The 14,459-nt window shown below is 71.4% G+C and carries 13 protein-coding genes and 1 pseudogene; 10 read left to right on the forward strand and 4 right to left on the reverse strand.

The features are described from left to right. Nucleotides 1–117: 117 nt before the first annotated feature. The 6 genes and pseudogenes from CR162_RS08835 to CR162_RS08860 all read left to right on the forward strand — a co-directional run bounded on the left by CR162_RS08835 (nucleotide 118) and on the right by CR162_RS08860 (nucleotide 6,326). Nucleotides 118–618 carry a sigma-70 family RNA polymerase sigma factor gene (locus CR162_RS08835; protein ID WP_099095180.1) on the forward strand — a complete coding sequence of 167 codons (501 nt, stop codon included), beginning with the start codon at nucleotides 118–120 and terminating at the stop codon, nucleotides 616–618. Next, nucleotides 615–755: pseudogene (locus CR162_RS23220) on the forward strand (FecR/PupR family sigma factor regulator); the annotation flags it as partial. The gene CR162_RS08835 and the pseudogene CR162_RS23220, both read left to right, overlap by 4 nt. Next, a complete protein-coding gene (locus tag CR162_RS08845; protein WP_099095181.1) occupies nucleotides 716–1,555 on the forward strand; it encodes a FecR family protein in 840 nt (279 codons plus the stop codon). The pseudogene CR162_RS23220 and the gene CR162_RS08845, both read left to right, overlap by 40 nt. Nucleotides 1,556–1,638: 83 nt before the next feature. After that, nucleotides 1,639–4,146, forward strand: coding sequence for a FepA family TonB-dependent siderophore receptor (locus CR162_RS08850; protein WP_099095182.1), 2,508 nt, complete (start codon nucleotides 1,639–1,641; stop codon nucleotides 4,144–4,146). A 72-nt stretch (nucleotides 4,147–4,218) separates the two neighbouring features. Continuing rightward, nucleotides 4,219–5,637: a class I SAM-dependent methyltransferase gene (locus tag CR162_RS08855; RefSeq protein WP_099095183.1), complete on the forward strand. Its 1,419-nt coding sequence runs from the start codon at nucleotides 4,219–4,221 to the stop codon at nucleotides 5,635–5,637. A 107-nt stretch (nucleotides 5,638–5,744) separates the two neighbouring features. Beyond that, nucleotides 5,745–6,326, forward strand: a complete 582-nt coding sequence (locus CR162_RS08860) for a cytochrome b (RefSeq protein ID WP_245870215.1) — start codon at nucleotides 5,745–5,747, stop codon at nucleotides 6,324–6,326. Between the two features lie 32 nt (nucleotides 6,327–6,358). On the opposite strand, the gene CR162_RS08865 is transcribed toward CR162_RS08860, so the two are convergent. The 3 genes from CR162_RS08865 to CR162_RS08875 are packed head-to-tail and all read right to left on the reverse strand — an operon-like array spanning nucleotide 6,359 to nucleotide 9,578. Then, nucleotides 6,359–8,413, reverse strand: coding sequence for an ATP-dependent helicase (locus tag CR162_RS08865; protein ID WP_099095185.1), 2,055 nt, complete (start codon nucleotides 8,411–8,413; stop codon nucleotides 6,359–6,361). Continuing rightward, entirely contained in the window at nucleotides 8,410–8,859 is a 450-nt protein-coding gene (locus CR162_RS08870) for a hypothetical protein (protein WP_099095186.1), read from the reverse strand. Before CR162_RS08870 ends, CR162_RS08865 begins: the two co-directional genes overlap by 4 nt. Further along, the gene (locus CR162_RS08875; protein WP_099095187.1) at nucleotides 8,856–9,578 is read right to left on the reverse strand and encodes a DUF7168 domain-containing protein; all 723 of its coding nucleotides are present in this window, start codon (nucleotides 9,576–9,578) and stop codon (nucleotides 8,856–8,858) included. The genes CR162_RS08870 and CR162_RS08875 overlap by 4 nt, the downstream gene beginning before the upstream one ends. Nucleotides 9,579–9,755: 177 nt before the next feature. Between CR162_RS08875 and CR162_RS08880 the strand changes: the two genes are divergently transcribed. Next, nucleotides 9,756–10,949, forward strand: coding sequence for an AAA family ATPase (locus tag CR162_RS08880; RefSeq protein ID WP_099095188.1), 1,194 nt, complete (start codon nucleotides 9,756–9,758; stop codon nucleotides 10,947–10,949). Continuing rightward, entirely contained in the window at nucleotides 10,946–12,055 is a 1,110-nt protein-coding gene (locus tag CR162_RS08885) for a ParB/RepB/Spo0J family partition protein (protein ID WP_099095189.1), read from the forward strand. Before CR162_RS08880 ends, CR162_RS08885 begins: the two co-directional genes overlap by 4 nt. A gap of 72 nt (nucleotides 12,056–12,127) precedes the next feature. Here the strand turns inward: CR162_RS08885 and CR162_RS08890 are convergent, their stop codons facing one another. Then, nucleotides 12,128–13,162, reverse strand: coding sequence for a replication protein RepA (locus CR162_RS08890; RefSeq protein WP_099095190.1), 1,035 nt, complete (start codon nucleotides 13,160–13,162; stop codon nucleotides 12,128–12,130). A 510-nt stretch (nucleotides 13,163–13,672) separates the two neighbouring features. On the opposite strand from CR162_RS08890, the gene CR162_RS08895 reads away from it, so the two are divergent. Both CR162_RS08895 and CR162_RS08900 read left to right on the forward strand, forming a co-directional pair. Then, a complete protein-coding gene (locus CR162_RS08895) occupies nucleotides 13,673–13,942 on the forward strand; it encodes a CopG family ribbon-helix-helix protein (protein ID WP_099095191.1) in 270 nt (89 codons plus the stop codon). A 15-nt stretch (nucleotides 13,943–13,957) separates the two neighbouring features. After that, a complete protein-coding gene (locus CR162_RS08900) occupies nucleotides 13,958–14,245 on the forward strand; it encodes a type II toxin-antitoxin system RelE/ParE family toxin (RefSeq protein ID WP_099095192.1) in 288 nt (95 codons plus the stop codon). Nucleotides 14,246–14,459 lie beyond the last annotated feature (214 nt).

Genomic DNA, 14,459 nt, shown 5'->3' on the forward strand with positions numbered 1-14,459 from the left:
CGGGGCCGGAGGGCAGGAGCGCCCGCCGGCGGGGGAAAAATCCTCTCTCAGCGATTGCGACTAATTCGCATTACCATTAAGGAAGCCGTGAACCCTGTTAAGGTCCGGCTTTCTTCCATGGCGTATGCGAGCACCGCAGACCTCTATCTGAGCCACCACGGCTGGCTGGTTTCCTGGCTGCGCGGCCGGGTCCGCTGCCAGGACAAGGCCTGCGACCTGGTCCAGGACCTGTTCTGCAAGCTGCTCGAACGCCCTCCCGTCACGGCGATCGAGAAGCCGCGCGCCTTTCTCGCCACCAGCGCCATCCGGCTGCTCATCGACCAGAAGCGCCGGCTGGCGATCGAGCAGGCTTATGTGCAGGCCCTCGCCATATTGCGGGACGACGACACGGCGGCGACGCCGCTCCAGGTCTGCGAGGCGGTGGAGGCGCTCACCGCCATTGCCCGCATGCTGGAAACCCTCGCGGAGAAGCCCCGCCGGGCCTTCCTGATGAACCGGCTGGATGGCCTCGGCCATGCCGAGATCGGCGAGCGGCTCGGCGTCTCCTCCAGCACGGTCAAGCAGTATGTCGCGGCCGCGCTGGTCCATTGCCATGGCGTGCTGCACCCGCCGGAATGAGCGAGCCCTCCCCCGACACGGTGCACAGGGCCGCGCTCTGGCAAGCGCAACTCACCTCCGGAGAAGCGACGGACGCCGATCACCGCGACTGCGAGGCATGGCTGGCGGAGCATCCCAGCCATGCGGAGGCGTTCCGGCGCCTCCAGGCCGTGCTCGACCGGTTCCACGGCCTGCCGCCGGCACCCGCCAGGCATGTCCTGCAGGGCAGCGCCGCCTCCGGCCGGGCGGGGCGGCGGCGCCCGCGGCGGGCGGCACGCTTTCCGCCCTGCTGCTGCTCGCGGCGCTCTGCGCGGGAAGCAGGCCCTGGCCCGCCGCCGGCCACAGCTCCGGCACCGGGGAGATCTCCGGGCTGTCCCTGCCGGACGGATCCCGCGCCACCTTGGGCAGCGGCAGCGCCATCGACCTCCGCTATGACGGCAAGGGCCGCACCATCCGCCTCGCGCGCGGCGAGGTGATGCTGGATGTGCGGCCCGACCCCCAGCGCCCGCTGACGGTGCGAACGCCGCAGGGCAGCGTGCAGGCGCTCGGAACGCGCTTCACCGTGCGGCGGGCGGCAGAGAGGACCTGGGTGGCCGTGGAGGAATCCCGTGTCAGGGCCTGCATCCACGCGGAACGCTGCGTCACCCTGGGTCCTGGGGAGGCGGCGTGGCTCGCCGCCGGAGCCATCGAGGGGCCTTTCCCCGCGCCGCCACACGCCGCCGCCTGGGCGGAAGGCCGGCTCATTGTGGAGAACCGGCCGCTCGTGGAGGTCCTCGCGCAGCTGGCCCGCTACCGCCGGGGCGGCCTGCGATACGACGCGGCGGAGCTCGAAGGCATCATGGTTTCCGGCGTCCTGCCGCTGCGGGAGCCCGACAAGGCGCTGGCGGCGCTCGAGGAATCGCTGCCTGTCAGGATCCGCCGCGACGGCCGCTTCCGGAGCGCCGTGGAGCGCCGCTGAAAAAAACGGCGCGCGAAACTGTCCCTGTGGCCGTCTCGCCCGTCTGCACACAGACAACACCCAGTAACCGGATGTGACAGCCCATGCACCAGATCGGCCACCGCTTCACGCGCTTCCGCGGCACATTGAGGGCGGCTCTGCTCGGCAGCGTGACCCTGCTCGCCATTCCGGCGGGCCCGGCGTGGTCGCAGGGCGGAGCCTCGGCGCAGGCCATCAGCTACGAGGTGCCGGCCGGTCCGCTGGGCAGCGCGTTGAACAGCTTCGCGCAGCAGGCGGGCATCACCCTCTCCTTCGCCCCGGAGCAGGTGCAGGGGCGCAGCAGCCCCGGCCTGCGCGGCCAGTCGACGGTGGACCGCGCCTTCGAGAGGCTGCTGGCCGGCAGCGGCCTCGAGGCGACGTCGCGCGACGGCACGGTCTACACGCTCCGCGCCACGCCCTCCCCCACGGCCGGGCTCGCCACCAGCCCTGACGCGGTGGCCCTGCCCGAGATCAGCGTCGTCGCCACGGCCGAGCAGGCGCTGAAGCAGGCGCCCGGCGTCTCGCTCATCACCAGCGAGGACATCCGGCGGATGCCGCCGGTGAACGACATCTCCGAGCTCGTGCGCACCATGCCGGGCGTCAACCTCACGGGCAACTCGTCCTCCGGCCAGTATGGCAACAACCGCCAGATCGACCTGCGCGGCATGGGCCCCGAGAACACGCTCATCCTGATCGACGGCAAGCCTGTCCGCTCGCGCAACTCCGTCCGCATGGGGCGCAGCGGCGAGCGGAACACGCGCGGCGATTCCAACTGGGTGCCGGTGGATGCCATCGAGCGCATCGAGGTCATCCGCGGCCCGGCCGCGGCGCGCTACGGCTCCGGCGCCGCGGGCGGCGTGGTCAACATCATCACCAAGCCGCCGACCGACGAGTACCACGGCTCCGTGACGCTCTACGCCCTGCAGCCCGAGGACCGGAACGAGGGCGATGGCCGCCGCGCCACCGTGAACCTGTCCGGCCCGACGACGCTTCCCGGGCTGAGCTTCCGCGCCTATGGCAACTTCAACCGCACCGATGCCGACAGCCTGGAGCTGAACCGCGCGGCCTCCGGCACGGCCGCCGGCGACACCCCCCCCGCCGGGCGCGAGGGCGTGGAGAACCGCGACGTGAACGGCCTGCTGCGGTGGGACATCACCGCCGGCCAGAGCCTGGAGCTGGAGCTCGGATACAGCCGCCAGGGCAACATCTATGCCGGCGACCGCGCGGTGAGCACCGCGGGCACCGCGCTGCTCAGCCAGCTCGCCAATGAGGGCGCCGAGACGAATATCATGACGCGGACCACCGCCTCCGTGCAGCATCGCGGCGACTGGGGCTGGGCGGATTCGCGGGTGCTGTTCCTGTATGAGGGCACCAACAACAAGCGGCTGAACGAGGGGCTGGCCGGCTCCACCGAAGGCAGCATCAACACCGCCAACGGCTACTCGACCGCCACGCTGAACAACTACACCCTCAATGGCGAGCTCAACATCCCGCTGGAGATCCTGGCGCCGCAGCGCCTGACGATCGGCGCCGAGTTCTTCCGCGAGAACCTGGACGACCCGCAATCGGTGACCCAGTCCCTCGCCACGGGCGGCGTGATCCCCGGCATCTCCAGCGGGTTGCGTCCCGGCAGCGCCAGCGCCGAGACCTACTCGATGTTCGTCGAGGACAACATCTACGCCACGTCGCGGCTGGTGCTGACGCCGGGCGTGCGCTTCGACCACCACAGCGAGTTCGGCTCCAACTGGAGCCCCAGCCTGAACGCCTCCTACGAGCTGTTCGACGGCTTCTCGGTGAAGGGCGGCATCGCGCGCGCCTTCAAGGCGCCCAACCTCTACCAGTCCAACCCCAACTACATCTACTTCACCATGGGCAATGGCTGCCCCGCCGGCTTCCCCAGCCTCGGCGCCGGCTGCTACGTGCAGGGCAACGCGGATCTCGAGCCGGAAACCAGCCTCAACAAGGAGATCGGCGTCTCCTACAACAGCGGCGGCTTCAGCAGCAGCCTCACCTACTTCCACAACGACTACCGCGACAAGATCGTCGCCGGCGTCGTTCCCGTGGGGCAGACGGGCGCGCGGGGCCGCATCTTCCGCTGGGAGAACACCCCGGAGGCCGTCATCCAGGGCATCGAGGGCAACATCCTCATCCCGGTGCTGGACACGCTGTCCTGGAGCACCAACGTCACCTACATGATCGAGAGCAAGGACAAGAGCACGGGCCAGCCGCTGTCCCTCGTCCCGGAATACACGGTCAACAGCACGGTGGACTGGCAGGCGCGCGACGACCTGTCCTTCCGCGCCGGCGTGACCTTCTATGGCCGGCAGGAAGCGCGCACCATCGACCTGCTGGGCAATGCCAACACCGGATCGGAGCTGTGGGAGCGCAAGCCCTACTCGGTGGTCGACATCAGCGGCACCTACCACATCAACGACAACACGCGCCTCACCCTGGGCGTCCTCAACCTGTTCGACAAGCAGCTGTTCCGCGAGGCCAATTCCAGCGCGGCCGGCGCCAACACCTACAACGAGCCGGGGCGCGCCTACTTCGCGAGCCTGACGGCGAGCTTCTGACCCCTTCCGCCCGATGGGGCGTCCCGCTCCGGCGGGGCGCCCCTGGAGACCGCCCTTGCACCTGGACTGCGCATGATCGACGGCTACATCGACGACGTCGCCTATCCGGCGCAGTTCCACCGCGAGATGACCCCGGCCTGGATCGACGCCGTCGGCCGCGGCCTGGGCTGCGCCATGCCCGACCTTTCGGCGCCGTTCCGCTGGTGCGAGCTGGGCTGCGGCAGCGGCATGAACAGCCTGGTCTCGGCGGCCACCCATCCGCTGGGCCGGTTCGTGGCCGTCGATGCCAGCGCTTCCCTGCTCGGCAAGGCCCGGGCCGCCGCCGAGGCGGCAGGGCTGCGCAACCTGGAGCTCGTCCAGGCAAGCTTCGAGACCCTGGCGGAAAGCGCCGAGGGCCGGATGGCGCCCTTCGACGTCATCGTCACCCATGGCGTGCTGTCCTGGATCGCTCCCGGCCAGCGCGCGGCCCTGCTCCGCTTCATCGGCCGCTTCCTCAAGCCGGGCGGCATCGTCTACGCGCACTACATGACGCAGCCGGGACTTGCGGCGGCCATGCCGCTCCAGCAGCTCGCCCGGCGCCACGCGGCCTTGCTCCAGGGCAGCTCGGCGCAGCGCGCGCGCGAAAGCCTGGCGTTCCTGTCGCGGCTTTCGGAGGCGGGCGCCGGGTTCTTCGCCGCGCATCCGCAGGAGCGGCAGCGGCTGGACGCGGCACGCGCCCTGGCGCCGGACGCCCTGGCGCATGAGCTGCTGCCCATGCACTGGGAAGCCTTCCACGTCGCCGACATGATGGAGCGCTTCGGCGGGGCAGGCTGCGTCTATCGCGGCAGCGCGACACCGCTCGACAACATCGACGCCGTCAGCCTCCCCGCCGCCATGCGCCCGCTGCTCAAGGACATCGCCGACCCCGTCCTGCTGGAGACGGCGCGGGATTTCTGCCGCAACCAGTCGCTCCGGCGGGATCTCTACCAGCGCGGCGGCGCGCCCCTGGCGGCGGAACAGCACCTGCGGGCGCTCGAGGCCCTGGCGCTGGCCATCCTGCCCGGCGCACCCACGGGCGGCGGAGACCTGACCTTCGACACGCCGACCGGGCCGGTGGCCGGCGAGGGCCGGCTGTTCGGCCCCATCCTGGCGGCCCTGCGGCAGGGGCCCCGCACCGTTGCGGAGCTGCTCCGCCTGCCGGGCTTCTCGCCGCACCCCGCCCTGCTGAACCAGGCGGTCCAGATGCTGCTCTGGAGCGGTGCCGCCCATCCCGTGGCGCGGCCCCTGCCCGATCCTTCCGCCTGCTGGGCGCTGAACCGCCACCTCGCCCGCGAGGATGGCCCGGGATGGCTCGCCGCCCCCGCCCTGGGCACGGCGCTGCCCGCCACGGCGGAAGCCATGGCGATGGCGCGCGCCGCGCTGGCCGACCCGAAGGGCGCCCGGATCTCTGGCGATCTCCGGGGCATCCATGCCAGATGGGTGGCCTATGGCGTCCTCCCCGGCGCGGGCTGATGGCGAAGCCAGGGCACGGCCCCGCCCTTCGCCTCGCGCGCCCGGATCGTTCCGCGGCGCCACCCCCCCGCAACCGGAGCCCGCAACCGGAGAAGGAGCCCACCCCCTTGCAATGGCGCGATACCCCCGCACGGTATGGCCTGGTGAGCCGCGCGCTGCACTGGAGCATGGCCCTGCTGTTCCTTTGGCAGTTCGCCGGCATGGGCATCAGGCTGGCCATCGGCCGCTCCCCGGTCACGGCCTTCATGGTGGGCAGCCATGCCAGCGTCGGAACCTTGCTGTTCGCGCTGGCGCTGGCCCGTGGCGCCTGGGGGCTCGTCAACCTGCGGCGGCGGCACCATGAGGCCGGACCGCTCGGCCGGGTGGCCCGGCTGGGGCACCTAGCGCTCTACGGGCTGATGCTCACCGTGCCGGCCCTGGCCCTGCTGCGCCACTATGGTTCCGGCCGTGCCCTTGCCCCTTTCGGCCTGCCGCTCCTGCCGGGTTCGGGGGAAAGGATCGAGGCGCTGATGCTGCCGGGCGATCTCGCCCATGGCCTGCTGGCCTGGGTGCTGCTCGCGGCGGTGGCCGGGCATGTCGGCATGGTGCTGGTGCACCACTTCGTCTGGCGGGACGGCACATGGCCCCGCATGGGTGCCCGGCAGGCCGGGAGCCATGCGCCGGTGGCCACGGGAGCGGCGCCCCGGTAGGAGCCAAGCCGGCGTGGGGCCGGGCGCCGCCGCTACCGCCCGCCCTTCTTCCGCGCCCCCGCCGCGGCCTTGCGGGCATGGAACTCGGCGACGAGCCGGTCGGTCTCGGCCTGGCTCGGGGGCGCGAGCGTCCGGGCGGGCCGGGCGGCGGGCGCGGAGGGGCTGGCCGCCGCCCTGAAAAGCTGCGCCGGGATCTCGCCCAGGAAGCGGGATGGCCGCGCCGCCCAGTCCCGCCGGTGCCGGACCCAGCTCAGCCACAGGCCACGCCGCGCCCTGGTGATCCCGACATAGAAGAGCCGGCGCTCCTCCGGCAGGCTGCCCTGCGCCTCGGCCCGGTAGCTCGGGAAGACGCCTTCCTCCAGCCCCGGCATCAGCACATGGTCGAACTCCAGCCCCTTGGCGCGGTGCAGGGTCATGACCGGCACCGCGTCGGCCCGCAGATCGGCCTCCACCGCCTCGCCCAGTGCCGCGGCCTCGCAATAGGCGGCGACGCTGCCGAACTGGGCGGCGGCGGCGAAGGCGGCCTCCCAGGCCGCGAGGCGCGCCTCCCCCGCCTCCCTCAGCCCGGCGGCCAGTCCCGCGCGCTCGGCCGCGAGCTGCAAGGCATCGGCCGGCGGCAGGCGGCGGCGGCGGATTTCCAGGGCCAGCGCCCTGGCCTGATCGGCCACCGCCTGGAGCCGCAGGCGCTCCTCGCCGGGGGCCGGAAGGTCCTGCAAGGCGGCAGCCAGGGCGAGGCCGGTGTCCGCCGCGTGCTGCCGGAGCTGCGCGAAGAGGCGCCCGGAGATGCCACGGGGCGGATGGGCGCAGGCCCGGCGGAAGGCGTCGTCGGCGGAGGCGTTCCAGCCCTGCCCGTCATGGCTCATGGCGAGTCGCAGCCAGGCCTGGGCGGCCAGGATGTCCCGCGGCGCCTCGGGCTCGCGATCCGACACGCGGCGGAAGGGGATGGCGGCCTCGGTGAGGGCGGCCACCACAGGCTCGGCCAGGAAGCCCGCGCGCAGCAGGATGGCGCATTCCCGCCAGGGCAGCCCCCCTTCCCCTGCCTGCAAGGCCTGGAGGTGCCGCGCCACGGCACGCCCCTCCTGTTCCGGCGTCTCGGCCTCGCGCAGCACCAACGGCGCGCCCGGGCCCATCTCCCGGCCGGCCGGCCGCAAGGTCTTGCGCAGCGCTTCCGGGTCACGGGCCGCCACGGCGTTTGCCGCCTGCAGGATGACGGGGGTGGAGCGGTAGTTCAGCTCCAGGCGGATAGTTTCCACAGATCCCGGGTACTGGCGGCGGAAGCGGCGGATCTGCGACACGTCCGCCCCGCGCCAGCCATAGATGGACTGGGTGTCGTCGCCCACGGCGAAGACCCGCTTCCGCTCGCCGGCCAGGAGCCTGATCAGGCGGTGCTGGGCGATGTTGGTGTCCTGGTATTCGTCGACCAGCAGTTCCGCCCACCGGCTTCCCCAGCGCCGCGCGAGGGAAGCGTCCGCCTGCATGGCCTCGACGGGACGGGCGATGAGATCGTCGAAATCCAGCGCGGCGCGGCGGTCCAGTTCCGCCCGGTAGGCCGGCAGGAGGTCGCGCGCCTGGCGGAGCACATCCGCCTCGAAGCGCGCGAAGGCCGGGCCGCGGGGGCAGGCGTCCCGCGGGCCCAGCAGGCAGCCCTTGAGCAGCGAGACCGCATCCTGCAGCGCCATCCCTTCTCGGGCGTCCCTCAGGCCCGCCAGCGCCATGAGCACGGCCCGCGCCTCGGCCTGGCCCATGATGGCGAAGCCGCGCGGCAAGCCGGGCAGATGCGCCGCGTCCTCCGTCATCAGCCGCGCCATGATGGCGTGGAAGGTGCCGACCCAGCGCGGAACCCGCGCGGCGCCCAGCCGCGCCGCCAGCCGCGCCCGCATCTCCCCCGCCGCCTTGCCGGTGAAGGTGATGCACAGCAGCCGCTCCGGCGCCTCGCCCTGGCGCAGGATCAGATCGGCCACCCGCCGCGTCAGGGTTTCGGTCTTTCCGGAGCCTGCGCCGGCCAGGACGAGGCAGGGGGCCGGGGCCGTGGCGGCCGCGAGCTGCGCCGCGTTCAGACCGGCGAGATGGGCAGGCGGGCCGGTCATCGCGGCGGATGATCCAGAAAGGCGGGCCGCGCCGCGGGGTCGAAGCGCAAGGACGCCTCCTCCAGCGAGCGGAAGAGGATGTCCTCGGGGATGCGGAGATAGCGGATGAGGAGGCGCGCATAGAGCCCCAGGAAGCGCGGGCCATGCCCATCCGACGCGCCCTCCTGCGTGGAGCTCAGCGCATGGGCCAGCTCGTGCAGCAGGATCCAGTCCGGCAGCGCATCCGGCATGCGGAGCCGGATGCGGTCGGCGTCCGCCATGCGGCGGCGTGCCTGGACGGGCAGCCTTTCCACCTTTGGCGGGTAGCGCAGGCCGAGATCGGCCCAGATCGCGTCCACCATGGCCTGCGCCGCCTCGAAGCGGATCTCCCCGCCGCCATAGGGGGCCACGAAGCGGTCCTCCCAGGCATAGACGCGGCGGCGCTGCGCATCCTGCTGCCGGCTCATGTCAGGGCGTCATGCGCCTTCCCGGAAACGGGGCGGTTCAGGTTGACGCGGTCGCCCGCGACATAGCCTTCGCGGTAAGCACCGCCCGGCCGGATGCCCGTTCGCCGCGCCGCCACCAGCCGAATGGTGGTTTCCCTGAAAGCCTCTTCCACCGCGCGGTGCTTGACGACCATCAGGGCCGTGCTGTCGCTGCGCTGAGCGTGGACCTCCGCCTCCCTCGCCTTCAGCATGGTTTCCAGCCTTTGCGCCAGCCGGCTCGCCATGCCCTGTTGGTAGCTGATCGACGCCTGCCGCAAGGGGGTTCCCCGCAGCCCGGGCTGTGCCTGCCGGAAGCGGTCCAGTTCCGTCTGCATGCCACGCTCGATGACCGCGAAAAGGTAGGTGGCCAGCGACACATCGCTCTCGAAGCCGAAGAAGACGTAGCGGGCATGCCCCGCATCGCGGCTCAACCAGACCTTGCAGCCGCAGAAGCGCGCAATGGCCGGGACGCAGCCATCGATCGGCCGCCTTTGCCGCCCCGCCAGCGGGATCTCCGCCTGGACACAACGGGCTTCCCGGATCTCGATCTCGTCCATCGTCAGTGCGTAGCGTTCCAGGAGCCGGCCCGCCATTTCCGCCGCCGCCATGGCTTCCGCCTCGGTGCAGCCGTTCGAGACGGTCTTCTCGGTTAGCGCCTTGATGCGGGCTTTCACACGGGTGAGTTCGTCGCGTTGCATCATGGCGGGCTCCTTCGCAGCGGCGCTGCTATACCATGGCCCCGGCACCCTGGCAGGTGGGCGAGTTGGATGCATCCAAGACACACCCTGTCCGACAGTTGGATGCATCCAAGTGGCCAGGGCTTCCCTGGCTTCCGAGGGTCCATTAAGGAGAGAGCGTCAGGAACCCAGGACAGCATCATGGATCAGGCCGCCCAGTTCCGCCGCGTCGCCGAGGTGCTCCGAACGGCGCAGCGCATGGCCATCGAGGTGGAGAACGCCCCCGACAAGCGCAAGCGGTTGCGGAGCTTCTCCATCCAGGAAGTGGCCGCCATGCTCGGCGTGCCGCTCCGGCAGCTGCGCCAGGCCGCCGGGCTGAAGCCGGCCGGCAAGGGCATCGCGCCACGCATGCGGATGGAGTTCCAGGAGATCATGGCCGCACGCGCCTCCCTGCGCCGGCAGACGGGCCAGATCTCCTTCCTGCCAAGACGTGACGGCGCGCAAGGGGAGAGGCTCGCGAGCATCGCCTTCACCAACTTCAAGGGCGGCTCGGCCAAGACCACGAGCAGCGTCCATTTCGCCCAGTACCTGGCGCTGGCCGGCTACCGCGTCCTGCTGGTCGATCTCGACAGCCAGGGCAGCACCACCGCGCAATTCGGCATCGATCCGGCCGAGGAGGTGGGGCACGGCAACAGCTTTGCCGGCTGGGTGGCGCGGTCCGGCGCCACGCTGGATGCCAGGGCGCTCTGCCAGGCGACCTACTGGCCCAACATCCATCTGGTCCCCGCCGGCGCGGCACTCGCGGAAGCCGAGGAGGCGCTCTCGCGCCGCGCTGCCAGCGGCGAGGTGGAGGAGGTTCTCTACTTCGAGGAACTCGTGGCTTTCCTGGCAGCCGTCGCGGATGACTACGACGTGGCGGTGATCGACACCCGACCCGACGTCAACATGCTGATGACCACCGCCCTGCACGCGGCGAGCGGCATTGTCGTCCCGAGCCGCGCCACCATGACCGACCTCGCCTCGACCGGGGAGTTCTTCGCGCATCTCGCAGGCTACACCACCGCCTTCCAGGAAGCCTTCGGCCATGGCCTGGACCTCGGCTTCAGCCGCATCCTGGTCACCGCCTACGATCCGACCGACCGCAGCCAGGAAGCCCTGCTCAGCCTGTTGCGGGAGCGCTTCGGCGAGATGGTCCTGCCCGATCCCTTCCTGCACTCGCGCATCATGGGCACGGCGGGCTTCGGCAAGGAAACCCTCTACGAATACGAGCCCAGCACCGACAGGGCGGCCTACAACCGCGTGCTCGCCAGCGCCAATGCCGTGAGCCGCGCGATCGAGCGGGAGATCTGGCGGTTCTGGGGCCGCGGCCTGCCTGCCAAGGAGACGACACCATGAAGCCGCCCGCCTCTCGCTTCGGCGCCCTGGCCCAGGCCGTCCGGGACCGCACGGCCAGCACGGAGGCCGCGCCCGCGCGGCCGGCCATGCCCGAGGGGGCGGGGGTCCACAAGCCCGCCGCTGCCCTGTCGCTCGCCGCCGAAGGACTGCGCGACAGGGTGGCGCGCCTCGAGGGGGAACTGGCGCGGGCCAGCTCCGCCAATGCCGGGCTCGAGCGGGCCCTGGCCCATGCGCGCGAGGCGGCCGGCAGGGCAGGGGACTCGGTGGAGGAGTTCCTGTTCCTGGACGCTTCGCTGATCGAGGATCCGCTTCCCCGCGACAGGCTGCCGGGCGCCTTCGAGGGGCCGGAATTCCTGGCGCTGCTGGAGGACATCCGCCAGAACGGCCAGAACGATGCCATCACCGTCCGCCGGCGGCAGGACGGGCTCTACGAGATCGCCGCCGGGCGCCGCCGCCTGGAGGCCTGCCGCCGCCTCGGCATCGCTGTCCTGGCCCGGATCCGCGCGCTCAACGATCCGGCGATGCTGCGGGTGCAGTTCTCCGAGAATGAGCGGCGTGAGGACATCTCTGCCCTGGAGCGCGCCCGCTGGTTCGCCGAGGTGCGGTCCCGGCTCGAAGGGCCGGCGCGCGACATCGCGGCGCAGTTCGGCCTCGATCCCTCGACCTTCAGCCTGTATCTCCGCCTTTCCCGCTTTCCGTCCGAGATCATCGAGCGCCTGGCGGAACCGCGCCGCCTGGCCGTGCTGCGGGCGCGGCGGGTGATGGAAGCCATCGAGGCCAACCCGGACACCCTGAGCCGCATCCTGGAGGCGCTGGATGCCTACCGGCGCCAGCCGCAGCCGGGCTTCGATCCGGACGAGCAGATCGCGGTGCTGATGCGGGCGGCGGAAGGGCGCGCCGCCCGGCAGGTCGCGGCGCAGCCCACGCAGCCCGAGCGGCGGCACATCGTCCATGAGGGGCGCCGGATCGGGACGCTCACGCGCAACGGCGGCCAGTGGGTGTTCCGCTTCGCCACCTCCCTGCCCGATGAGACGGTGCAAGCCATGGCGGACCGGCTGCCGGAGCTGGTGGGCGGGCCGCAGAAGCCACGCCGGGGCGGCGGCTAGGGCGGCGGCGGCACGGAAGGGTGTGATCCTTCCCAGCGCCGGCTGAGGAAACAGGGGCGCCTTGCGCCGCGGTCAGTGGTGGATGGGGGGAGGGGAGGGCTCCAGCAGCAGGCCGCGGTCGTTCACCCGCACCTTGGCGTTCTTGTAGGCCGAGAGCGCCAGATGCAGCGGCCCCTCGAACTGGGTCTTGAAGTTCTTGAGCGCCCCCACCTTGGAGCCGAACTGGCGCCAGAGCCTGTCCCAGCCGATGGGCGTTTCCTTCTGCAGGGAGTGCAGCCGGTAGGCGAGCCACAGATAGATGTCGATGGCCAGCGGGGAGGTGGTCAGGTCCCGCACGGCGGCGCGGTCCACCAGCACGGGATGGCGCCGCAACTCATCGAAGAAGGCCTGGGACAGGACCACGCGCTCCACCAGCCGCGCCGTCCGCTTGGAGCGGGGGTCGGGCTCGCCCACATAGCTGAAGGCATCGACCAGGCGCTGGTTGACGATGACGCCCTTCTTGTCGTTGCCGAAGCTGAAATCGACCGTGCAGGTGGCCAGCCGCTCGAGTTGCTCCGCGACCTTGCCGTTGCTGGGCCCGCCGCGGTTGATGCCGAGCCGCGCCACCACGGCGCTGGCCGAGCGGCCCATATGGATCTCGCGGCTGCCACGCTCCAGCGCCTCCGTCTGCCAGTCGATCAGCAGGAGACGGGCATAGCTGCCGAAGGGGACGCCGATATATTCCTGGCTGTTGTCGTCGCGCAGCCGCACGCCCGGGCGCACCAGGAGCCGCGCGAAATCGGTCTCGATCAGCCAGTTCTGGTCCCTGGGCTGGTCCCGGTGCGGGAGGCCGGCGAGGCACCAGGCCGAGTAGCTGTAGCCGATCTCGCTGGTGCCTTCGAACTCGCGCACGATGGCCGAGGAGGCGGTGTCGGCGATCTGCCGGCCCATGCGTCCCGCCAGCGCTTTCGGCAGGCTGGCCGGCCGGGGCTCGAGGATCGCCGCCTGCGCCGCCTTCAAGGCGCCCTGCGCCCCCTTGGCGGCGACGATGCGATGCACGGTGTTGTCCGCGCCGAACAGTTCGCCCTGTCCGGTGCTGCCGCCCGAATTGTCATCTGGCTCGACCATGCGGCGCACCCTGCAACGGCGTGCTTTCCCCGTCGATGTGAACTTTGCCATCCACTCGGCGCGCCGCCACGCCCTGGCCTGTGAACCTTGCCAGCCCAGAGCAAGCCAAGGGGTTGGAGAGAGATTGTTATTGAAGAAGGGCTGGCAGGGTTCATGTGGATAACGCCATAAAGAATTGAAATTGAATGCTTTTCCGGTTTCTGGCGGTTCTGGCAAGGTTCACAGCCGCGCGCCCGTTCCTCCGTCCAAAAGGCTGGCAAGGTTCACAGTGGGCCGGTGCCGGGTGACGCGGGTGAGCGCTGGCAAGGTTCACAGGACGAACACGAATCGGGCAGCCCGATTCCCCCGCAAAGGCTGGCAAGGTTCACATGGCCGGCCCGAGCGACCGTTCCGGGCGCGCAGCCGGCTTGAGCGTGGGCATCGGGCCTGCCCTGCGGAGATTTCATTGCTGTGACAGGAACCCACGGTATAGACGGGTATGACCGAGTGCCACCCCCTGGAGCATGCCTGATGTCGAGCAGCCTCGCGCTCAAGCTGGATGAGGAGACCCGCAGGCGGCTGCAGGCGCTCGGCCAGCTGCGCGACCGCTCGCCGCACTGGCTGATGAAGCGGGCCGTGCTCGAATATCTCGAGCGCGAGGAAGGCTACGAGCAGGAGAAGCAGGAGGACCTGGCGCGCTGGGAACGCTACCGCCTGGTGGGCGGCGGCGTGCCGCACGCCTCGGTGCGCGAATGGCTCGACAGCTTCGGGACGGAGAGCGGGCGCTCCCGCCCTGAGTGAGTGCCGGATCCCCGCATGGCTGTCCTGACCTGGCTGCCGGAGGCGGTGGGCGCGCTGGAGCGCCTTCTTCTCCTGCTGCACGACAAGAACCCCGAGGCGGCGCGGCGTGCCGCGCACACCGTCGCCCGTGCCGCGGACCGGCTGGTCGAGGGCTGCATCGGCCGTCCCCTGGCCGACGGCACGGCGCGGCGGGAGCTGGTGGTGCCCTTCGCCGGCGCCGCCTTCGGGCTGCGCTACAGGGTGGAGGAGACGGGGGCGGTGGTCGTCCTCCGCGTCTGGCATGGCGAGGAGGAGCGCGCATGAGCCGGGCAGGTCCCGCGGGCGTCCTGCCGCCGGCCCGCGGCCCCGCCCTTCGGCCGCATCGCCGCCACCCCTGGCATGCCACCGCATCGCCGCCTTGCGCGGGACGGGGGTTTTGGGAGCCGACGCGGCTCCCTAGATGAGGCGGACGTTCCGCAGAGAGGAACGACCGGCCTTCCCTTTATTTCGCTGCCTGACGTCGCGCTGCCGCGCGGCG

Origin of the sequence: Teichococcus rhizosphaerae (assembly GCF_002631185.1) — a bacterium.
Taxonomy (GTDB): Bacteria; Pseudomonadota; Alphaproteobacteria; order Acetobacterales; family Acetobacteraceae; genus Pseudoroseomonas; species Pseudoroseomonas rhizosphaerae.